This is a genomic window from Micromonospora sp. HUAS YX12, from assembly GCF_040215685.1.
In the GTDB taxonomy this organism is placed as follows: domain Bacteria; phylum Actinomycetota; class Actinomycetes; order Mycobacteriales; family Micromonosporaceae; genus Micromonospora; species Micromonospora tulbaghiae.
In genome coordinates, this window is sequence record NZ_CP157974.1 from 4312585 (window position 1) to 4333647 (window position 21063).

The following is a 21063-nucleotide window of genomic DNA, read 5'->3' on the forward strand; positions in this document are numbered from 1 at the left end:
TCAAGGCCAGCACCGTCGCCCCGTGCGCGCCCGCGCTGAACTGAACCCGGTGACACGGGGGCGGGGGTCCGGCTGCCGGACCCCCGCCCCTGCGCCCAGTCCCGCACCGTCAGAGGAGAGGTCCCACAGTGACCGAGTTCGCCCTCGACGCACCGGTCCTGGTCCGGCCGTACACCGCCCGCAGAGACGGTGACTTCGCCGTGATCGGTGACGACAGTCGTCAGGTCTACCTGTCCATCCCGGCCGAGGGCCTCGACCTGCTGGAGTGGCTGCGCGACGGCGCCACAGTCGGTGAGGCCGTCGGCCGCTTCGAGGCGGCGCACGCGGCGTCACCGGACGCCGACGCGTTCCTCCAGGCGCTGGCCGACGAGGGGTTCCTCGCCCCGGCCGGCGCGCACGACCCGCCGCCGGACGCCGGCCCGGCCCGGCCACCACGCGCCGGCCATCTGCAGTGGCTGTCCCCGCAGGCCGCGCGGCGCCTGCTGAGCCGGCCGGTGCTCGCCGTCTGCGGGGTGGTCGTCGGAGTCGCGGTCGCGATGGCCGTCGACCGGCCGGGGCTGGTGCCCGGACCGTCCAGCCTCATGTTCCACTCCCACTTCTGGGCCTACCTGCTGGTCGTCCTCGGCATCGCGGTGATCGGCGTGTGGCTGCACGAACTGGCCCACGTCGTGGGGGCGCGCGCCGCCGGCACGTCGGCCCGCATGACGGTCGGCAACCAGATGTACGCCATCGTCGCGCAGACCGACCTGTCCGGCATGTGGATGGCGTCCAAGCGGGAGCGTTTCGTCGCGGTGCTGGTCGGACCGCTCGTCGACGTGATCGGCGCGGCGCTGCTGTTCATCACGCTGTGGCTGAACGACGTCGGCGTCCTCGGCCTGCCGGAGCCGGTGCGGCTGGTGGTGGCCGGCGTGCTGTTCACGTCGTTCATCCGGCTGCTCTGGCAGACGTTCCTGTTCCTGCGTACCGACTTCTACTACCTGATCACGACGGCGCTGGACACCCGGAGCCTGATGGCCGACACCGGCGCCTACCTGCGCAACCTCGTCCGGCGGGTGCTGCGCCGCCGGCTCATCGACCAGTCCGGGGTCGGGCGCGGCGAGATGCGCACCATCCGGATCTACGCGGTCGTCTGGGTCCTGGGCCGCGTCGTGGCCCTGGCCGTCCTGTTCACCGCGACGATCCCGCTGCTGTGGTTCTACCTGGTCCGGGTCGTCGGCTTCTTCCGCGGCGACGAGATGACCGGCCAGTTCACCTGGGCGGACGTGCTCGCGCTGGCGATGCTGTCGTTCCTGCTCGACGGCGGCGGCACCCTGATGTGGCTGCGGTCGCTGCGGCGCTCCAGCCGGCTGCGCCGCCGCGCGCCGGACCGCGTCCTGGTGGAGTAGGCCCCCACGGACGACGACTCCGCCCGCGCCATCGGCGTGCGGGCGGAGTCGTCGTCTCACGGGGGCGCCTCAGCGCCCGGCGGACCTGCGGAACTGGGCGATCGCCAGGGGGATCGACAGGGCCAGGAGAGCGCCGATCCAGAGCCCGGAGGCGGCGACCGGGTGTTGCAGCGGCCAGACGTCCGGCGCGGTGGACGGGTCGACGTTGCCGAACTGGACCCGGACCGCCTGGACGATCGCCGAGACCGGGTTCCACTCGGCGACCGGTTGCAGGACGCCCGGCATGGAGTCGATCGGCACGTAGGCGTTGGAGAGGAAGCCCAGCGGAATGGCGATGGTGAAGCCGGTGCTGCTGACCGCCTCCGGTGCCCGGGACGCCAGCCCCACCACGGCCATCAGCCACGACAGCGCGTACGCGAACGCCAGCAGGATCAGAAACCCCAGCGCCGCCTCGGGCACCGACGTGCGGCTGCGCCACCCGACGACCAGGCCGAGCAGCGCGGTGACGGTGATGACCACACCGCTGTTCACCAGGTCGCTAGTGGTGCGGCCGACGAGCACCGCGGACCGGGAGATGGGCATCGACATCAGTCGGTCGACGATGCCGTTGCGCAGGTCGGCGGCGATCGCGGTGCCGGTGTTGACGGCGCCGAAGAGGACCGCCTGCACGAAGATGCCGCCGAGCAGGTACTCGCGGTACGGCACCCCCTGCGCGTCGATCGCGCCGCCGACGATGAAGCCGAACAGCAGCGTCATCATCGCCGGCGCGATGGCCGCGTTGAGCAGCATCTCGGGTACGCGCAGGATCATCCGCAGGTTGCGCTTGGCGACGACGACGCCCTCACCGAAGGCCAGTACGACGGCGTTCACTGCTTCTCCTCCACGGTCTCCTTGACGGGTTCGTCGCCGGTCCGCCGGCCGGGGCCGCCGGTGAGGGCGAGGAAGACGTCGTCCAGCGTCGCCGTGCGCAGCGCGGCGTCCCGGACCGGGATGCCGGCCTCGCGCAGCAGCCGCGCGCCGGCCAGGAGCGTGTCCACGCCGTCGCCGGCCGGTACGGCGATCCGGCCGGCGGCCTGGTCCACACTGGCCGGCCCGGTGCCGAGCGAGGTGAGCACCGCCTGCGCGGCGGCCAGGTCGGCGTCCGGCCCGAGGGTGATCTCCAGGCTGGTGCCGGAGACCCGCCGCTTCAGCTCGTCCGGCGTGCCGCCGGCGACCACCCGGCCGTGGTCGATCACCACGATCTGGTCGGCCAGCCGGTCGGCCTCCTCGAGGTACTGCGTGGTGAGCAGCAGCGTCATGCCGCCGGAGACCAGCTCACCGATGGTGTCCCACAGCGCCGTCCGGCTCCGGGTGTCCAGGCCGGTGGTCGGCTCGTCCAGGAACAGCACCCGTGGCGTACGGATCAGCGCGGCGGCCAGGTCGAGGCGCCGCCGCATGCCGCCGGAGTACTCCTTCGCCCGGCGCCCCGCGGCGTCCACGAGGTCGAAGCGTTGCAGCAGCTCGTCGGCCCGCTGCCGGCTCTGCCGGGAGCCCAGGTGCAGCAGCCGGCCCAGCATCTCCAGGTTCTCGAACCCGGAGAGGTTCTCGTCGACGGCGGCGTGCTGCCCGGACAGGCTGATCACCCGGCGTACCTCGGCGGCCTGGGTGACCACGTCGAACCCGGCCACCTCGGCCCGGCCGGCGGTCGGGGCGAGCAGTGTGGTGAGCAGCCGGACGGCGGTGCTCTTGCCCGCGCCGTTCGGCCCGAGGATCCCGGTGATGGTGCCCTCCGGCACCACCAGGTCCAGGCCGTCCAGCGCGGTCACCTTGTCGAACTGTCTGCGTAGCCCGTCAGCGACGATGGCGTTCGCCACGTCGTCTCCTCCCTCTGCGGTTCGGTCGGGATGCTCACCGGCCGGCCGGCCGAACCGCAGTGGGAGCCGGTCGCGCCGGCCCGGTCAGAACTCGACCGTGAGCGCGGTCAGCCCGCGCAGTGTGAGCCCGGGCCGCCAGGGCGTCTCGTCGAGGCTCTCCGCCGGGCGCAGGTCGGGCATCCGGGCGAGCAGCGTGGTGATGGCGACCTGCCCCTCGACGCGGGCCAGCGGCGCGCCCAGGCACATGTGGGCGCCCCGGCCGAAGGCGAGGTGCCGGTTCGGGGTCCGTTCGATGTCGAGCCGGTCCGGCTCCGGGTAGCGGCCCGGATCGCGGTCGGCCGCCGCGAGCACCCCGATGACCATCTCGCCGCGGCTGATCGGCACGCCGCCGATCTCGGTGTCCTCGGCGGCGAACCGCGGGAAGCTGATCTCGATCGGGCCGTGGTAGCGCAGCATCTCCTCGACGGCGCCCGGCGCCAGCTCGGGCTTGTCGCGCAGCAGCCGCAGCTGGTCGGGGTTGCGGAACAGCGCCAGGACCATGTTGCCGATCAGGTGCTGGGTGGTGCCGAGGCCGCCGACCACGAGCAGCGCCACCATCTTCAGCAGCTCGTCGTCGCTCATCCGCTCGCCGTCGGCCTCGGCCAGGGCCATTCCGGAGATCAGGTCGTCGCCGGGCTCGGCGCGCTTGCGCTGGATCAGCGCGTCCAGGTAGCGCACGAACTCCTCGATCTCCGCCATCACCTGGGCCGGGTTCATGCCCTGCGGCGCGGACTGCGCGGAGGTCGGATCCAGCGACAGCAGCAGCTCCGACCAGAGCCGGAACCGGTCCCGGTCGGCGCGGGGGATGCCCAGCATGTCGGACATGACGGTGAGCGGCAGCGGCACCGCGAAGTCCTCGACCAGGTCGAAGGTCCGTCCCTCGCGTTCGAGCAGCCCATCGACCAGCTGGTCGGTGATCTGCTGGACGCCGGGGCGCAGCCGTTCGACGTACTGCGGGGTGAACGCCTGCTGCACCAGCCGGCGCTGCCGCGTGTGCTCGGGCGGGTCGACGCTGCCCATGCTGCCGCCGAGCAGCCGTACCACCGCCTCGGGCAGCGCCGGCGCCTCCATGCCCTCGGGCATCACGGTCGGGCTGGTCTTGAAGCGGTGGTAGTCGGTGAGGAAGCTGGTGCACTCGTCGTAGCCGGTGACCAGCCAGACGTCCTGGCCGGTGGGCATCCGGACCCGGGAGACCGGGTTGGTGTCGCGCAGCGCGGCGTAGGTGTCGTAGGCCGTCTCCCGTGCGGCGGGCGACATCAGGTCCGGTTGTTCGGAGGTCGTCACGTCGGCGTCCCCTCTCCAGCGTTCGGCCGCACCGGTCGGCGCCGGCTCCGGATGAGCATTTCGGGGCCATGGCGACACCTCTGCTCAGAGTTGAGCACCGGCCACCCTGCGCACTACTGCGCAGACGTCACCGGCCCTCTTCCGGTGGACTGCGTGCTGTTGTCCTGGTTCCCTTCGATGACGGAGCGCCGACGCATGGACCTCGAAACCACGGAGACCGAACGCCTGCGCACGCTGGACCAGCAGCGCGTGTGGCACCCGTACACCCCGACCGACGCCTACCTCAACGCCAAGCCCCTGGTGATCACCCACGGCGAGGGTGTCTACCTGGTGGACAGCGACGGCAACCGCTATCTCGACGCGGGCTCGTCGCTGGGCGTGAACATCCACGGCCACCAGCGTCGGGAACTGAACGAGGCGCTGGCCGCGCAGGCGGCGAAGATCGCGCACACCACGCTCTACGGCATGACCCACCCGGGTGCGGCGGAACTCGCCGACCGGCTGGTCCGGCTCGCCCCGGAGGGCATCGACAAGGTGCTGTTCCTGGAGTCCGGCTCCAGCGCCGTGGAGACGGCGATGAAGATGGCGTACTCCTACTGGGTCTTCAAGGGATCGCCGCAGCGCAACAAGTTCGTGTCCATGGGCGGGGCCTTCCACGGCGACACCATCGGCGCGCTGTCGGTGGGCCAGATGACGATCCTGAAGAACTTCTACCAGCCGCTGCTGCGCGAGACCAGCTCGTTCGCCCAGCCGTACGCGTACCGCTGCGGGCTGTGCAACAACAACTGCAACCTGGCCTGCGCGGACACGCTGGAGGAGGTGCTGGAGCGCGAAGGCGACGAGGTCGCCGCCGTGCTCGTGGAGCCGCGCGTGCAGAACGTCAGCGGCATGATCGTGGCGCGCGACGGTCACCTGGCCCGGGTCGCCGAGATCGCCCGCCGGTACGGCGTCCTGCTCATCGCCGACGAGCTGGGCGTGGGCTTCGGCCGTACCGGCCCGATGTTCGCCTGCCAGGCCGACGGCGTGTCGCCCGACATCCTCTGCGTCGGCAAGGGCCTGACCGGCGGGTACATGCCGCTGACGGCGACGATGGCGTCGGCGGACGTGTTCGACGCGTTCCGCGGCGACGGCAAGATGCTGCTGTCCGGGCACACGTTCTCCGGCAACCCGCTCGCCGTCGCCGTGGCGCTGGCGAGCCTGGACCTGTTCGAGAAGGACGACCTGATCCGGCACGGCCAGGCGCAGGCCGTGGTCCTGGCCGAGGAGCTGGACAAGTTCCGCAGCGTTCCGCACGTCGGCGACGTCCGCCAGTGCGGCCTGCTGGCCGCCGTCGAGCTGGTGGCCGACGTGGAGACGCGCGAGCCGTTCCCGATGGAGCTGGGCGTCGCGACCCGCATCACCGAGCGGTGCCGGGAGCTCGGCATGATCATCCACTCGGCGCCGAGCGACACCATCGTCATCGTGCCGCCGCTGGTGATGACCGAGGAGGAGCTGCGCACGATGTCGCGGATCCTGCTCCAGGCGACGCAGGAGGTCGTGGCCTCGCTGTCCGCCTGAGCGCGGAGAACGGGAACGGGACGGGCGCGGGCCCGTCCCGTTCCGTCGTCTCAGTGCCGGCTCAGGACCGCACGGCGAGATCGGCCAGGAGCGCCTCGGCCAGCTCGGCGGGCGGGCCGGCCAGATAGAAGTGACCGCCGCTGAACACCCGCAGGCTGAAGCCGGCCGACGTGACCTCGGCCCAGGAGCGCATCTCCACCACGTCGACCTCCGGGTCGGCGTCGCCGGTGAACGCCGACACCGGACAGCGCAGCGGCGGGCCGGGCAACTGCCGGTACGTCTCGTTGACCGCGAAGTCGGCGCGCAGCCCCGGCAGGAACAACGCCATCAGGTCGTGCCGTCGCAGCACCTCGTCCGGCGTGCCGCCCAGCGCCGCTACCGCTGGCAGGAACTCGTCCGCGCCGAGCGTGTGCCGGTCCGGCCGGCGGGCGGGCAGGTGCGGCGCGCGCCGGCCGGAGACGAACAACCGCGCCGGGCCACCCGGCCCGGCCGACAGCCGCCGGGCGGTCTCGTAGGCGACCACCGCGCCCATGCTGTGGCCGAACAACGCGTACGGCCGGTCCGCGTGCGCGCTGATCGCGGCGGCCAGCGGCGGCACGACGTGTTCGATGCTGGTGTACGGCGGCTCCGACAGCCGGGACTCCCGGCCGGGCAGCACGACCGGGCAGACGCCCAGGTACGGCTCCAGCGCGGCGCGCCACGGCCGGAAGAACGAGCCGCCGCCCCCGGCGTGCGGGACGCAGTACAGCAGCATCGGGGCGTCCGGGTCGGCCGGGCCCTTGATCCACCGGTTGCTCATCGTTCCTCCTCGTCGGACCGCAGCACCACGTGCCCCACGGTGCCGGTCGCGCCGACCGCGGTGACGAGCGCGCGCAGCGGGGCGCCGGTCCACGGCTCGGACCGGCGGACGAACCGCACCGGCAGCGCGCCGAGGTCGACGAGCGGCTGGGGCGTCTCCGCCACCAGGGTCGGTACGAGCCGGCGGTGCCGCAGTTGGAGGAGCACCTTCGTCAGCTGCGCGAGCCCGGACGCGGCCTCCGCGTGGCCCAGGTTCGGCTTGAGGGTGCCGATCGGCACGCGTACCCCCTCGGGACCGGGCGCGGCGGCGGCCAGGAACCGGCCCACGGCCTCGATCTCGGCGGCGTCGGACAGGGCGGCCCCGGAGGCCGCGCACTCGACGTACCCGATGTCGGCGGGGGTGAGCCCGGCCCGGCTCACCGCCTCGGCGAGCGAGCCGGCCAGGGTGGCCGCGTCGGGCGTGCCGAACCGGCTCGTCGCGCCGCTGTGCCCCACCCAGGTGCTCTCCACCACGGCGTCGACGCGGTCGCGGTCGCGGCGCGCGTCGCCGAGCCGGCGCAGCAGCAGCGCGCCGGCGCCCTCGCCGGGCGACCAGCCGCCGGCGGCGGCGTCCAGCGCCCGGTGCGGCGTCTCGGCGACCAGGCCCAGCCCGCGCAGCACCGCCACGTGGTACGGGTGCGCCAGCAGGTTCACCGCGCCGACCACCGCGGCGTCGCAGTCGCCCCGGTCGAGGCTCTCGGCCGCCTGGCGCAGGGCGGTCAGCGCCGAGGAGCAGGAGGTGTCCACGGCGACGCTCGGGCCGCGGAAGTCGAAGGTGTGGGAGATCCGGTTGGCGATCTCGGAGCCGGTGCCGGAGATCCGGGCCGGGTCGCCGTCGCGCCACCGGTCGGTGCCGGCCAGGCGGTGGTCGTGCCACATCACACCGACGAAGACACCGACCCGGCCGAGGGACGCCGGGGTGTGGCCGGCGTCCTCCAGGCACGCCCACACCACTTCGAGCAGGACGCGTACCTGCGGGTCGAGGACGGCGGCCTCGGCCGGTGCGATCCCGAAGACCATGCTGTCGAACGTCTCCAGGCCGGACAGGTAGCCGCCGGCCGGTCCGGCGCCCCGCCCGGGCGGGGGCGGCGCGATCGCGCAGTGGCCGGCGTCGAGGTTGCGCCAGAGCGTCCCGACGTCGTCCGCGCCGGGGTAGCGGCCGGCCACCCCGACGACGGCGATCTCGTGCGGCCCGGCGGGTGGCGGACCGGCGGTGGGGGCGGCGGGCGTCTCGGCCTCGTCGTCGCGCGTCACCGGCCCGCACAGGAACGCCTGCTGGAACACGTGGTCGTCGTCCAGCCGCAACGCGGCGCGGACCGGCGCCTCGGCGACCGCGCCGACCGGGCACAGCCCGAGGCCGTGGCCGGCCTGGGCGTCCATCAGCACCTGGCCGAGGTAGCCGGCCTCCAGGGCGAGGTACCGCTCGGCGTCGTCGCCGTAGAGCGGGCGGATCGCCCGCGTCTGCCCGACGAGGAGGAGCTGGAACGCCGCCCGGTCGTACACCGGCCGGTTGTAGACGAAGTGCGCGGTGCGGTCCAGGGCGGCTCCGTCGCCGATGCGGCGCAGCGTGTGTTCGTCGGGGTGGTGGTAGTAGACGCCGGCCGGCAGCCCGGTGACCCGGTCGCCGGGCACGTGGACGTAGACCTGCACGCCGTAGGTGTCGCCGGCCGACGGGTACAGCCGCCGCGTCCGGTCGCCGTCCGGCAGCGGGCGCAGCAGGCCCAGCAGGTCCGCCACAGTGGACAGCGGCACGGGCCGGTCGAGGAAGTCGCGGCGCGAGGCCCGCCGCCGGTACCGCCGCCGCCCGGGGCGCTCCCCGGACAGGGGCACCGCCTCGCCGTCGTCGCGCAGGTCCAGCCGGGCCGCGGCGAAGGCGGACCGTTCGGTGGGGGAGAGCACGTCGACCGTCTGCGGCGGCGCGGTGGCCGGGGGCGGGTCCGCGGGTACGGCTGCGGGCGGGCCGGGCGACAGGTGCGCGGCGATGCCGTCGATCGTCGGGTTCTCCAGCAGCGCCGCCACCGGCACCCGGGTGCCGAGACGCTCGTGCAGCCGGGCCGAGACCTGGACCATGGTGAACGACGTGGCGCCCTGGTCCCACAGGTCGGCCGCCGGGTCGACGGTCTCGCCGAGCAGGTCGGCGAACAGTTCCGTGAGCACCTGACGGACGCCCGGCGCGTGCGGCGTGTCCGCCGGTCCCGGCGGGTCCGGCGGCGTGACCGGCGGCAGCGGCCACGGCAGCCGGGCGCGGTCCAGCTTGCCGTTGTCGGTGGCGGGGAACTGCTCCAGCACGGCCAGGTGGCTCGGCACCATGTAGTCGGGCAGCGTCTCGGCGGCGAAGGCCCGCAGATCGCGTACGGCCGGGGCGGCGCCGCCGGAGGACAGCAGGTACGCCACCAGCTTGCGTTCGCCGCCCTCCTCGCGGGCGACCACCACCGCGTCCTTGACGCCTGGATGGCCGCGCAGCCGGTGCTCGATCTCGCCGAGTTCGACCCGGAACCCGCGGATCTTCACCTGGTGGTCGGCCCGGCCCAGGAAGGTCAGGTTGCCGTCCGGCAGGAACGCCGCCCGGTCGCCGGTGCGGTACATCCGGTCGCCGGGCGGCCCGAACGGGCACGGCACGAACCGGTCCTCGGTGAGGTCCGGCCGGTTGTGGTAGCCGACGCTGAGCACCTCCCCGGCGATGTAGAGGTCGCCCTCGACGCCGGGCCGGCACGGGCGCCGGTCGTCGTCCAGGACGTAGTAGCGGGCGTTGTCGATCGGCCGGCCGTACGGGATGCTGCGCCACCCGGGGTCGACCGTCCCGACCCGGTACCAGTTCGACCACACGGTGGCCTCGGTCGCCCCGCCGAGGTTGACGATCTCGGCGGCGGTGAAGCAGGCCCGCAGCTCGCCGGGCAGGGACAGCGGCGTGTGGTCCCCGCTGAGGAACACCAGCCGCAGGTCGGTGGTGCCGGGCCCGCCGCGGTGCGCGGCGGTCAGCGGTACCACGTGCGCCAGGGTGGTCGGCGCGGAGTTCCAGAACGTGACCGGCTCCCGCAGCAGGACGTCCAGCAGCAGCGCCGGGTCCTTCTGCTGCTCGGAGTCGGCGACGTAGATCGAGGCGCCGTAGCCGAGCAGCCCGAGGATGTCGAACACGGACAGGTCGAAGCCGAGCGACGTCACGCACAGCCCGGTGTCCTCCGGTCCGAAGCGGAACGTCCGGCGCGCCCAGTGCAGGAGGTTGTGCACGGCCCGGTGGGTGACCGCGACGCCCTTGGGCCGCCCGGTGCTGCCGGAGGTGAAGATGACGTACGCGAGGTCGTCCTCGCCGGTGCACGGCTCCGGGTCCGGTACGGCTGCCGAACCGACCCGGTCGGCGTGGACCACGGCGATCCCGTCCGGCCGGCCCGGCGCGGGCGGGTCCAGGTCACCGGTCGTGACGAGCGCGACCGCGCCCGCGTCGGCGAGCATCAGCGCGGCCCGCGCCGGCGGCAGCGACGGCTCCACCGGCAGGTAGGCGCCGCCGGCCTTGAGCACGCCGTACACGGCGGCGACCATGAGCGGCCCCCGGGCGACGCTGATCCCGACCACCGATCCGGCGCCGACGCCCGCGGCGCGCAGCCGGACCGCGATCCGGTTCGCCACCGCGTTCAGCTCACCGAAGGACATGGTCCCGCCGCGCCCGCGTACGGCGACCGCCTCGGGCCGGGCGCGGGCCTGGGCCTCGAACAGCAGGTGCACCGGCCCGGCGTGCGGGAACTCGACGGCGGTGTCGTTCCACCCGTAGAGGACGTCGCCGAGGTCCGCCAGTTCGGCAAGCGCCGACCGGTACGCGCCGAAGATCCGGTCCAGGTCGTCGTCGATCGCGCCCTCGGTGGCGTCCCAGAACAGCCGCAGCGTGTCGTCGCCCTCGTCGATCGCGATGCAGTCCAGCGCCACGTCGGGCGTGCACGTCAGCCACGGGCCGGCCGTCACACCGTCCGGCAGCGGCACGTCGCCGAGTTCGAGCAGCCCGGTGCACACGACCGGATAGCCGGCGCCGCCGTCGCGCATCCGCCGCAGCACCAGCCGCCGCAGCTCGGCCAGGCCCGAGGCGCCGTCCGCCGCCGCGTCGGCGGTGATCTGCCGGTCGTAGCGCTCGGCGAGGTCGAGCAGGCCCTCGCCCGGTTCGCCGGCGGCCAGCCAGCTCAGCGCGGTCAGCTCGGCGGGCCGGAACGGCTCGGACCGCGGCGTCCAGCGCACCAGCGGCACCGCGAAGCGGTCGTGGTGGCAGGTGCCGAGCGCGGTGGTGAGCGCGGCCATGAGCAGCGCGTCCAGGGCGAGGCCGCGTTCCCGGGCCAGCCGCCGGATCCGCGTCCAGCCCGGCACCCGGGCGGTACGCCGCCGTCGCGGCCCGGCGTGCGCCTCGATCGGCGGGCCGGGCGGAAGATCGGCCAGGCGGTCCTGCCAGTACCGGCGGGCGTGCGGGTCCGGCGGCGCCTGCGGCGCGCGGGGCGGCCCGGCCACCGGCGTGCCCGGGCCGGCGTAGCGGCGCATCAGCTCGCGCAGCAGCAGGTGGATGCTGCGGCCGTCGGCCACCAGCAGGTCCAGCGCCACGTGCACGGTCGCGGCGCCGGCCTCGTCCACCTGGACGCGCAGCTCACCCTGGGGGAGCCGGCCGAGCGGGAAGGCCCGGCCCACCATGTCCCGCTGCACCGCGTCGGACGACGGCGCGCCGCCCGGTTCGTCCGGCCCGGTCACCGGGATGTGCCACCGGTCCGGCACGTCGTCGCGGGTGACCAGCCGTCCGTCCGGGGTGACGACGGTGCGCAGCGGCTCGTGCGCGGCGAGCAGGCCCAGCCAGGCCGACTCCAGCCGGGACAGGTCGAGCCGGTCGACGGCGAAGGCGTGCACCACCTGGCAGCCGCTCCACGGCCCGGTGCCGCCCGTGGTCCGGGCCACGAAGTACGCCTGCTGGAGGTCGTTGAGGGGCTGGCCGGCGTCGTCGGGGACGGGCCGCAGCCAGCGCAGCGTGTTGACGAACCAGGCGAAGGTCGCGGCGATCACACCCGGGCCGAAGGCGTCCTCCGCCACGTCCCACCGCACCCGCAGCTCGCCGTCGCGCTCGCCGATCTGCGCGTCGAGCGTGACGCCGGTGGTCTGGCTGACCGCGTACCGGCCGTCGGCGCCGGTCCCGCCCACGTCGAGCAGGCTGGTGAACACCACCGGGAGCTGCGCCGGGACCGGCAGCCGGCGCGACCGCAGCTCGCGGAGCGCGGCCACGCCGGGCACGTCGGCGTGTTCGAGGTCGCGGCGCAGCCGGTCGTGGACCGCCCGGGCGGCCTCGGCGAACGGCCGCCCGGTCGTGGCCTCGGCGACGAACACGGTGGTCGAGGTGAACGGCCCGGGCACACCGGCCGCGTCGGCGGGCAGCCAGAGCCGACTGTTGGTGGTGAGCACGAGCGAGAACGCCGCGTCGGCGCCGGCCCGCCGCAGCGCCTCGGTGAAGGCGGTGAGCACCACAGCGGTCGGGGATACGCCGAGCTCGCCCGCGTACGCGGTCACCGCGGCCCACTCGCGCCGCGTCAGCGTCGCCGTGTACGGCACCCGGACCGGGCCGGGCTCGGCGCCGGAGGTGGGCAGGGCGGGTCCGGGCGGCAGGTCGCGCAGCGCGCCGGCCCAGTACTCCAGACCGGCGCGGTACCCGTCGCCGTCGCGGTGGGCGGCGAGCGCCACGCCGAGGTCCCGCAGCGTGGCGCCGGGAGCCGGCAGCTCGCGCCCGGGGTCGTCGTAGAGCGCCCAGAGCTGCTCGACGAGCAGTTCCAGCCCGGCGCCGTCGACGATCACCGCGTCGACGCTGAGGTGCAGCACGCCGCCGCCGTCCGGGGCACGGGTCACCTCGACCGTCCACAGCGGCTCGTCGGCCCGGCCGTACGAGTGGTGGGAGAGGCGCCGGCGTACGTCCTCGGCGTCGGCGCCGACCGGCATGGTCCAGTCCGGCGGCCGCTCGGCCACCCGCTGGCGCCCGTCGGGGGTCAGCACGAGCCGCAGCGCCTCGTGGTGCCCGACCAGCCGCCCCCACGCCGCGCGCAGACGGTCCACGTCCAGGTCGGCGACGTCGTACTCGCGGTAGAGGTGGCAGCCGGGCCCGCCGGTCGCCTTGGCCAGCAGGTAGCCCTCCTGGAGCGGGGTGAGCGGGAACGGCTCGTGCCGCCGCCCGGGCTCGGCGCGTACCTCGGGACGCAGCCCCGCGCCGGCGGGCGCGGCCCGGGCGGCCAGCTCGGCCAGCTCGCGGGCGGTGGCGCAGCGGCGCAGCGCGTCGGTCGGCAGCTCGGTGCCGAACGCGGCGCCGACCTCCAGCAGCAGCCGCGCGGCGGCGAGGGAACCGAGTCCCAGGTCGCCCAGGTCCGTGTCGGCGTCCGCCGTGACGCCGGCCGGCAGCACGCCCGACAGGACGTCCAGGACGATCTCCACGCGGTCCGGGATGGCGGTCTGCTCGTTCATGCGCTCCCCGCTCCGAAGGCCGGCCCTGTCGCCGCAACCTAAGCGGCCCCGGACCGGGCGTGCTGCTCAACTCTGGGCAGCCAGTGCGTCCGGCGGGCCGGACAGTCCAAGTCGTGTCCACCAGACCGAAGTCCGCCTGGGTGTTCCCGGGGCAGGGCGCGCAGCGCCGGGGCATGGGCGGTGACCTGTTCGACCGCTTCCCGGCCGAGTGCGCCGCCGCCGACCGGATCATCGGCGTACCGGTGGCCCGGCTGTGCCGGGACGACGCCCTGCTCGGCGACACCCGGTACGCGCAGCCGGCGCTGTTCGTCGTCGGCGCACTCGCCTACCTGGCGGCACGCGACGAGGAGCCGCCGCCGGACTACCTCGCCGGGCACAGCCTCGGCGAGTACGCGGCCCTGTTCGCGGCCGGCTGCCTGGACTTCGAGGAGGCGCTGCGCCTGGTGTGCCGCCGCGGCGAGATCATGTCGCGGGCCGCCGGCGGCGGCATGCTCGCCGTTCTCGGCGAACGGCTGGACCGGCTGCCCGGGGTGCTCGCCGACGCCGGTGTCGACGACGTGGACGTGGCCAACGACAACGCCGACGGCCAGGTGACGCTCTCCGGCCCGCGTGAGTCGCTGTCGGCGGCGGCGCGGGCGGTCACCGCCGCCGGTCTGGGCCGCTGCGTCCCGCTTCCGGTGGCCGCCGCGTTCCACTCGCGGTACATGCGCGCCGCCGCGGCCGAGTTCGCCGAGGTGCTGTCGCAGGTCCGCTTCGCGCCGCCGCGGGTGCCGGTGATCTCCAACGTCACCGCCCGGCCGCACGACCCGCTGCTGCTGCCCGACCTGCTCGCCGTGCAGCTGCGCCGCCCGGTGCGGTGGCGCGAGACCATGGCGTACCTGGTCGGCCGCGGCGTGCGCACGGTGCGCGAGCTGGGTCCGGGCCGGGTGCTGACGGACCTGTTCCGCCCGGTGCTCGCGGCCGCGCCGGCCGTGGCCGGCGGCGGCGACCCGGGACCGGCGGCGCTCGGCTGTCCCCGGTTCCGCGCCGACTACGGCGTCACGCGGGCCTACCTCGCCGGCTCGATGTACCGCGGGATCAGCTCGGTGGCGATGGTCGCCCGCCTGGGCAAGGCCGGCCTGCTCGGCTTCTTCGGCGCGGGCGGCTTCGACCGCGACGAGGTCGAGGCGGTCCTGCGCTCGCTCACCGCGGATCCCGGTCCGGGCCGCTTCGGCATGAACCTGCTGGCGATGCCGGACAACCCGGCGCTGGAGTCGGCGCTGGCGGAACTGTACGTCCGGCACGACGTCCGCTACGTCGAGGCGGCCGGGTACACCGGCGTCACCGCGGCGCTGGTGCGGTTCCGGTTCGCCGGCGCGCACCTGAGCGCCGACGGCACCCCGGTCGCCGTCCGGCACGTCGTGGCGAAGGTGTCCCGGCCCGAGGTCGCGGCCGCGTTCCTGGCCCCGCCGCCGGCGGCGATGCTCGCCGCCCTCGTGGCCGGGGGCGCGCTGTCCGCCGGTGAGGCCGCCGCGGCGGCGCGGCTGCCGGTCAGCGGCGACCTGTGCGCCGAGGCCGACTCGGCCGGGCACACCGACGCGCGGTCCGCGCTCACCCTCGTGCCGGACCTCGTCCTGCTGCGTGACGCGGAGATGCTCCGGCACCGCTACCCCGAACGGATCCGGGTCGGCGCCGCGGGCGGGCTGGGCACCCCGGAGGCGGTCGCCGCGGCGTTCGTGCTCGGCGCCGACTTCGTGGTCACCGGGTCGATCAACCAGGCCACCCCCGAGGCCGGGACGTCACCCGAGGTCAAGGATCTGCTGGCGCGCGCCGGGATCCAGGACACGGCGTACGCGCCGGCCGGTGACACGTTCGAGTTCGGTTCCCGCGTGCAGGTGCTGCGCCGCGGCACGATGTTCGCGGCGCGGGCCACCCAGCTGCTCCAGCTCTACCACCGCTACGACACCTGGGACGAGGTGCCCGCCGCGATCCGCGACGCCGTGGAACGGACCACCTTCCGCCGGCCGTTCGCCCAGGTGTGGCGGGAGACCGAGCGGCACTACCGGGCCACCGGCCGGGCCGCGGAGGTGGAGCGGGCGGACCCGCGCCGGCGGATGGCCCTGGCGTTCAAGTGGTACTTCGCCCACGCCACGGAGGTGGCGCTGCGCGGCGACACCACCGAGCGGGCGAACTACCAGGTCCACACCGGACCGGCGATGGGCGCCTTCAACAGGTACGTGCGCGGCACCGAACTGGCCGACTGGCGGCTGCGGCACGTCGACGTCGTCGCCGAACTGCTGATGCGCGGGGCGGCCGACGTCCTGCGCCGGCACTGTCCGCCGGTGGCCAGTAGTGAGCAGAGCGGCTGCTCCGATGCTGACTAGCGTGTCCGGGCGCCCACCGAACCAGCCGAAGCGAAGGAGTCTCCGATGACCACCACATCGAGTCCGCCGTTCGTGTTGCCGACCGCCCAGGCCCAGACCTCGATCGACCGGGCCGCGATCCTGCACTCGGGCAACGCCGGCGTGATCGTCGAACGGGTCGGTCAGTTGCGTGCCGAGTTCCGCTCCGAGGCCCGGCAGTTCGCCCGGGAACTGTCGGAGTACCTCAACACCAACTACGCCGGCATCATCACGGTGTTCGTCTACGAGGAGACCTTCGGCACGAAGGACCGCCTCCACTGGCTGATGCACCTGAAGTCGCTGCACGCGTACGAGACGCTGATCGAGATGGGCAGCCGCGACGCCGGCTGGCGGGACATCATCATGCGCCAGCGCATCGACCCCGCGCGCGGCGGCGGCACGTGGGACCGGATGTTCCTCGACGGCGAACTGCACGAGACGGTGCTCATCCCGTCGGCCTTCGGCATGTACGGCACGTCGGACGAGACGCCGGACTCGGTGCGCACCACCGACGGCGCCGCCACGTTCACCGTACCCACCGCGCAGCTCCAGACCGACGTGCCGGTCGAGGACCAGCTCAACTCCGCCACCTGCGGCATCCTCATGCACCGCACCGGCGAGCTGCGCTACGAGTTCCGGGCCGAGGGGCGCGCGTTCGCCCGGGCGCTGTGCGAGAGCTGGAACCGGGCGCTGGCCGGCCACGCCACCATCTACCTGTACGAGGAGGCGTTCGGCCGGTCCGACCGCATCCACCATTTCATCCACCTGAAGTCGCTCAGCTCGTACTACACGCTGATGGGCGTCCGCGCGATGAGCGACCCGGCCACCCGCGAGGTGTTCACCCGCCAGTGGATCCCGGAGGAGAAGGGCGGCGGGGGCTGGGAACGGATGTTCGTCCAGTCCAGCCTGTCCGACCTGTCGCTCACGCCCCAGCACTGGGGCATGTACGCCACCAAGACGGAGCGGTGACCGATGCCCGTTACTGACTGCCTGCACACGATCTTCTCCCGGCGGGCGGCGGAACAGCCGCACCGGATCGCGGTGACCTGCGGCGACCACCGGCTGTCCTACAGCGAGCTGGACCGGCTGTCCGGTGAGCTGGCCGAGCGGTTGCGCGGGTACGGGGTGCGCCCCGGCGTCCACGTCGGAGTGTGTGTCGACCGCTCGGTCGACCTGGTCGTGTCCGTCCTGGCGGTGGTCAAGGCGGGCGGCGCCTACGTGCCGGTGGACGCCGAGCATCCGGCCGCGCGGGTCGCGGCGGTGCTGGCCGGCAGCCGGGTACCGGTGACGGTGGCGGTGACCCGGACCGCCGACTCGCTCGCGGAGTGGTCGGGCCCGGTGCTGTGGGCCGACGACAGCGAGGACGACGACGACACCGGCGACGACGACACCGACGGCGACGGCACGGGTGTCGAGGTCACGGCCGGCGCCGGCACGGCGGACCGGGCCGGCGGCACGGACGCCGCGCGGGAGCCCGCCGGTGAGGCCGGGCCGGACGACCCCGCGTACGTCATCCACACATCGGGTTCCACCGGGGCGCCGAAGGGCGTGGAGGTGACCCACCGCAGCGTCGTGGCGCTGCTGGAGCACGGCGCCGAACGGTTCGGCTTCGGCAGCGACGACACGTGGACGCTGTTCCACTCGATCGGCTTCGACTTCTCCGTCTGGGAGCTGTGGGGCGCGCTGCTGTCCGGCGGCCGGCTCGTCGTCGTACCGGGGCGCGTGGCCCGGACCCCGGCGCTGATGCTGGACCTGGTGCGGCGCGAACAGGTCACCGTGCTCAACCAGACCCCGTCGGCGTTCCGCCAGCTCGCCGCCGCCTACCTGGCCGACGAGGGCCCGGACGAGCTGCGCCTGGTGGTGTTCGGCGGCGAACGGCTCGACGTCGGGGTGCTGGCGCCGTGGATCGCCCGGCGCGGCGACGACCGGCCGGAGCTGGTCAACATGTACGGCATCACCGAGGTGACGGTGCACGCCACCGCCCGCCGCATCGTCGCGGCGGACCTCGACCGGCCGTCGGTGAGCCCGATCGGCCGGCCTCTGCCCGGCGTACGGATCGAGCTGCGTGACGAGACCGGCGCGGTGGTGCCGGACGGCACACCGGGGGAGCTGTACGTGGCGGGCGCCGGGCTGGCGCGGGGCTACCTGCACCAGCCGGAGCTGACCGCCGAGCGTTTCGCCGAGTCCGGCGGTGAGCGCTGGTACCGCTCCGGGGACCGGGCCGTGCGGACCGACGGCGACCTGGTCTACCTCGGCCGGGTCGACAGGCAGCTGAAGGTACGCGGTTACCGGATCGAGCCGGGCGAGGTGGAGGCGGCGGTCCTGGCCCACCCCGGCGTCGGCACCGCGCTGGTGACCGCACAGGACTTCGGCGAGGGCGACGTACGCCTGGTCGCCTACGTCACGCCCCCGCCCGGCGCGGACCCGGCCACGCTCACCGAGGCGGACCTCGCCGCGACCGTGGCGGACCTGCCCGGCTACCTGCGGCCGTCCCGCTTCCACGTGGTCGCCGACATCCCGCTCACGGTGCAGGGCAAGGCCGACGTGGCGGTCCTGGACCGCCTGGCCGAAGCGGCCGGACCGGCCGGCGACGACGCCGTGTCCGGGGTGAAGGCGATCGCCGACGAGGTGCTGCGCCGCGACGTGCCGGTGGACGGCGACCTGTTCGACCTGGGCGCCACGTCGCTGGCCCTCACCCGGATCGTGGCCATGGTGAACGACCGGTTCGGCATCGCGCTGACCGGCGCCGAGATGGAGGAGCCCACGGTCGGGTGCCTCGCCGAGGTGGTGGACGCGTCCCGACGCCACCATTCCCTGCAACAGGTAGGAGGATGACATGGAGGACGACTACACGCTCACCGACGAGGAGCTGGCCGACTTCCACCGCAACGGGTACTTCGGCCCGTTCCCGGTGTACGAGGTCGAGGAGATGCAGCGGCGGTGGCGGCGGGAACGGCTGCGCCTGCTGGACCGCTCGCACGCGGTCTACCAGGACGAGGCCGCGCTCTCCGGCAACACCAACATCTCCAACTACGACCGGCACCTGGACAACGAGTTCCTGGCCGACCACATCTGCCACCCGCGGATCGTCGACCGCGTCGTCAGCGTGCTCGGCCCGGACGTGCAGTGCTGGCGGTCGGAGTTCTTCCCCAAGTACCCCGGCGACGAGGGCACCGACTGGCACCAGGCCGACACGTTCGCCAACGCCTCCGGCAAGCCGCAGATCCTCTGGCCCGGCGACGCGAAGGACTTCGGCGGCACGATCACCGTCTGGACGGCCTTCACCGAGGCCAACGAGGAGACCGGGTGCCTGCAGTTCATCCCGGGCACCCACCGGACGATGTTCTACGACGAGACCAAGCGCATGCACTACGACCCGTCCTCCATCAACAGCACCGACAAGGACGGGGTACGCCGCGGCTTCTTCGGCTACGACTACCGCGAGCTGCAGATCGACCCGGACTGGAAGCCCGACGAGTCCAAGGCGGTGTCGATGGTGATGCGGCCCGGCGAGGCGATCATGTTCTGGTCCACGCTGATGCACGCGTCGCTGCCGCACGCCGGGCGGACCGAGGAGATGCGGCTCGGCTTCGCCGGCCGGTACGTGCCGGTGTCGGTCGACGTGTACCCGGACACCGACGTCATCGAGGAGTACGGCGGCGCCGTGTCGCTGGACCGCTGGGGCTCGGTGCTCGTCGCGGGACACAACGGCAACCCGCACAACCGGATGGCGACCGAGACCACGCGGGGCCACCGGTTCACCCGGCGGGACCGCTCCGGGGCGCGGGTGTCACCGGCATGACCGTCTTCGAGGTCGTGAAGGCGAGCCTCGTCGAGGTCGTCCCGGACGTCGACCCGACGAGCGTCACCGCCGGGCGCACGCTGAGCGACCTCGGCTGCACGAGCATCGACCGGGCCGAGGTCGTGACGCTGGCCATGGAGCGGCTCGGCATCGTGGTGCCGATCTCCGAGTTCCGCGACGTCAACGACCTCGACCGGATCGTCGAGCTGCTGCGGACGCACATGTGAGCACGGTCGCGGTGACCGGCACCGGGATCGTATGCGCGATCGGCGCGGACGTCCCGTCGTTCACCACGGCGCTGCGGGCGGGCCGCAGCGGTGTCGTCGGCACCGCTGACGGCCCGGCCGCGCCGATCACCGGGTGGTCGTTCGACGACGCGGTGGCCGGCGTGCCCGAGCCGCTGCGCCGCCGGGCGGTCCGCGCCGCGGCCCGCGCGCCGCGGCCGGTGCGGGCCGCCGTCGCGGCGGCGCTCCAGGCGTGGACCGGGGCCGGCCTGCCCGGCGCCCGGATCCCCGGCGACCGGGTCGGGATCGTGGTGGCCGGGCACAACCTGACCGCGCGGTACACGCACGAGCTGTACCGGACCTGGCAGGAACGGCCGGCGTACCTGCCGGCGCGGTTCGCACTGCACGTCCAGGACACCGACCACATCGGGACGCTCAGCGAGGTGCTGTCCGCGACCGGCGAGGGGTTCACCGTCGGCGGCGCCTCGGCCAGCGGCAACGTCGGCATCGTGCACGCCGCCCGGCTGGTCGCCGCCGGCGCGGTGGACTGCTGCGTCCTGGTCGGCGCGGTCACCGAGCTGACACCGATGCACCACCGGGGCTTCGCCGTGCTCGGCGCGCTCGCCGAGCCGGGCGGCGACCCGGCCGCCGCCTGCCGGCCGTTCGACCACGACCGGCGCGGCTTCGTGCCCGGCGAGGCCGCCGCGGCACTGGTGCTGGAACACCCGGCCGCGGCGGCCCGGCGCGGTGCGGAGGTCCTGGCGACGGTGGCCGGGTACGCGCTCGGCCTGGACGCCAACCGGCTCGCCGACCCCGACGCGGCCGGGCAGGCCCGCGTGATCCGGGCCGCGCTGGCCGCCGCGGGGCTGGCCCCGCACGAGGTGGACTACGTCAACGCCCACGCCACCGGTTCCCGGCTGGGCGACGAGACGGAACTCGCGTCGCTGCACGACGTGCTGGGCGCCGCCGCCGGCCGGCCGTGGGTGAACGCCACCAAGGCGCTGACCGGTCACTGCCTCGGCTCGGCCGGGGTGGTCGAGGCCGTCGCCACAGTCGCGCAGCTCACCGGCGGCTTCGTGCACCCCAACCCGAACCTGGCCCGACCGATCGATGCCCGGATCCGGTTCGCCGGCCCCGGGCCCGAGCCCGCCCGGCTGCGGTACGCGCTGTCCACCGGCTTCGGCTTCGGGGGCATCAACACGGCCGTGGTCCTCGCCCGTACCGCCGATGGAGGTTGAA

Annotated in this window: 13 protein-coding genes; 8 read left to right on the forward strand and 5 right to left on the reverse strand. The window is 74.3% G+C overall.

The genetic code is table 11. The annotated features are described in order from the left end of the window. Nucleotides 1-128 precede the first annotated feature (128 nt). Nucleotides 129-1385, forward strand: a complete 1257-nt coding sequence (locus ABIH81_RS20685) for a hypothetical protein (RefSeq protein ID WP_349876544.1) — start codon at nucleotides 129-131, stop codon at nucleotides 1383-1385. Between the two features lie 69 nt (nucleotides 1386-1454). On the opposite strand, the gene ABIH81_RS20690 is transcribed toward ABIH81_RS20685, so the two are convergent. The 3 genes from ABIH81_RS20690 to ABIH81_RS20700 form a co-directional block, all read right to left on the reverse strand. After that, a complete protein-coding gene (locus tag ABIH81_RS20690) occupies nucleotides 1455-2255 on the reverse strand; it encodes an ABC transporter permease (protein WP_349876545.1) in 801 nt (266 codons plus the stop codon). Next, nucleotides 2252-3238, reverse strand: coding sequence for an ATP-binding cassette domain-containing protein (locus ABIH81_RS20695; RefSeq protein ID WP_349876546.1), 987 nt, complete (start codon nucleotides 3236-3238; stop codon nucleotides 2252-2254). Before ABIH81_RS20695 ends, ABIH81_RS20690 begins: the two co-directional genes overlap by 4 nt. 84 nt (nucleotides 3239-3322) lie before the next feature. Further along, complete coding sequence (locus ABIH81_RS20700) at nucleotides 3323-4561, reverse strand: cytochrome P450 (protein WP_349876547.1); 1239 nt, start codon at nucleotides 4559-4561, stop codon at nucleotides 3323-3325. Between the two features lie 195 nt (nucleotides 4562-4756). Here ABIH81_RS20700 and bioA point away from each other — a divergent pair, with 195 nt between their 5' ends. Further along, a complete protein-coding gene (gene bioA, locus ABIH81_RS20705) occupies nucleotides 4757-6118 on the forward strand; it encodes an adenosylmethionine--8-amino-7-oxononanoate transaminase (RefSeq protein WP_349876548.1) in 1362 nt (453 codons plus the stop codon). Between the two features lie 61 nt (nucleotides 6119-6179). On the opposite strand, the gene ABIH81_RS20710 is transcribed toward bioA, so the two are convergent. Further along, nucleotides 6180-6917 carry an alpha/beta fold hydrolase gene (locus ABIH81_RS20710; protein WP_349876549.1) on the reverse strand — a complete coding sequence of 246 codons (738 nt, stop codon included), beginning with the start codon at nucleotides 6915-6917 and terminating at the stop codon, nucleotides 6180-6182. Then, a complete protein-coding gene (locus tag ABIH81_RS20715) occupies nucleotides 6914-13417 on the reverse strand; it encodes an amino acid adenylation domain-containing protein (protein WP_349876550.1) in 6504 nt (2167 codons plus the stop codon). Before ABIH81_RS20715 ends, ABIH81_RS20710 begins: the two co-directional genes overlap by 4 nt. A 113-nt stretch (nucleotides 13418-13530) precedes the next feature. On the opposite strand from ABIH81_RS20715, the gene fabD reads away from it, so the two are divergent. From fabD to ABIH81_RS20745, 6 genes are read left to right on the forward strand one after another with little or no spacing between them, the layout of a single operon-like run. Further along, on the forward strand, nucleotides 13531-15780 hold the full coding sequence (fabD, locus tag ABIH81_RS20720; RefSeq protein ID WP_349876551.1) for an ACP S-malonyltransferase: 2250 nt from the start codon (nucleotides 13531-13533) through the stop codon (nucleotides 15778-15780). 45 nt (nucleotides 15781-15825) lie between these two features. Then, nucleotides 15826-16767, forward strand: a complete 942-nt coding sequence (locus tag ABIH81_RS20725) for a DUF6039 family protein (RefSeq protein ID WP_349876552.1) — start codon at nucleotides 15826-15828, stop codon at nucleotides 16765-16767. Between the two features lie 3 nt (nucleotides 16768-16770). Continuing rightward, complete coding sequence (locus ABIH81_RS20730; protein ID WP_349876553.1) at nucleotides 16771-18633, forward strand: non-ribosomal peptide synthetase; 1863 nt, start codon at nucleotides 16771-16773, stop codon at nucleotides 18631-18633. Between the two features lies 1 nt (nucleotide 18634). Then, nucleotides 18635-19600 carry a chlorinating enzyme gene (locus ABIH81_RS20735; protein ID WP_349876554.1) on the forward strand — a complete coding sequence of 322 codons (966 nt, stop codon included), beginning with the start codon at nucleotides 18635-18637 and terminating at the stop codon, nucleotides 19598-19600. Further along, complete coding sequence (locus ABIH81_RS20740) at nucleotides 19597-19827, forward strand: phosphopantetheine-binding protein (protein WP_349876555.1); 231 nt, start codon at nucleotides 19597-19599, stop codon at nucleotides 19825-19827. Before ABIH81_RS20735 ends, ABIH81_RS20740 begins: the two co-directional genes overlap by 4 nt. After that, nucleotides 19824-21062: a beta-ketoacyl synthase N-terminal-like domain-containing protein gene (locus ABIH81_RS20745; protein ID WP_349876556.1), complete on the forward strand. Its 1239-nt coding sequence runs from the start codon at nucleotides 19824-19826 to the stop codon at nucleotides 21060-21062. Before ABIH81_RS20740 ends, ABIH81_RS20745 begins: the two co-directional genes overlap by 4 nt. Nucleotide 21063 lies beyond the last annotated feature (1 nt).

Excerpts from the sequence above, each read along its gene's own strand:
- ABIH81_RS20730 (WP_349876553.1), top strand. The coding sequence starts at position 16,771 with ATGCCCGTTACTGACTGCCTGCACACGATCTTCTCCCGGCGGGCGGCG.
- ABIH81_RS20740 (WP_349876555.1), top strand. The coding sequence starts at position 19,597 with ATGACCGTCTTCGAGGTCGTGAAGGCGAGCCTCGTCGAGGTCGTCCCG.
- ABIH81_RS20735 (WP_349876554.1), top strand. The coding sequence starts at position 18,635 with ATGGAGGACGACTACACGCTCACCGACGAGGAGCTGGCCGACTTCCAC.
- ABIH81_RS20710 (WP_349876549.1), bottom strand. The coding sequence starts at position 6,917 with ATGAGCAACCGGTGGATCAAGGGCCCGGCCGACCCGGACGCCCCGATG.
- bioA (WP_349876548.1), top strand. The coding sequence starts at position 4,757 with ATGGACCTCGAAACCACGGAGACCGAACGCCTGCGCACGCTGGACCAG.
- ABIH81_RS20715 (WP_349876550.1), bottom strand. The coding sequence starts at position 13,417 with ATGAACGAGCAGACCGCCATCCCGGACCGCGTGGAGATCGTCCTGGAC.
- ABIH81_RS20725 (WP_349876552.1), top strand. The coding sequence starts at position 15,826 with ATGACCACCACATCGAGTCCGCCGTTCGTGTTGCCGACCGCCCAGGCC.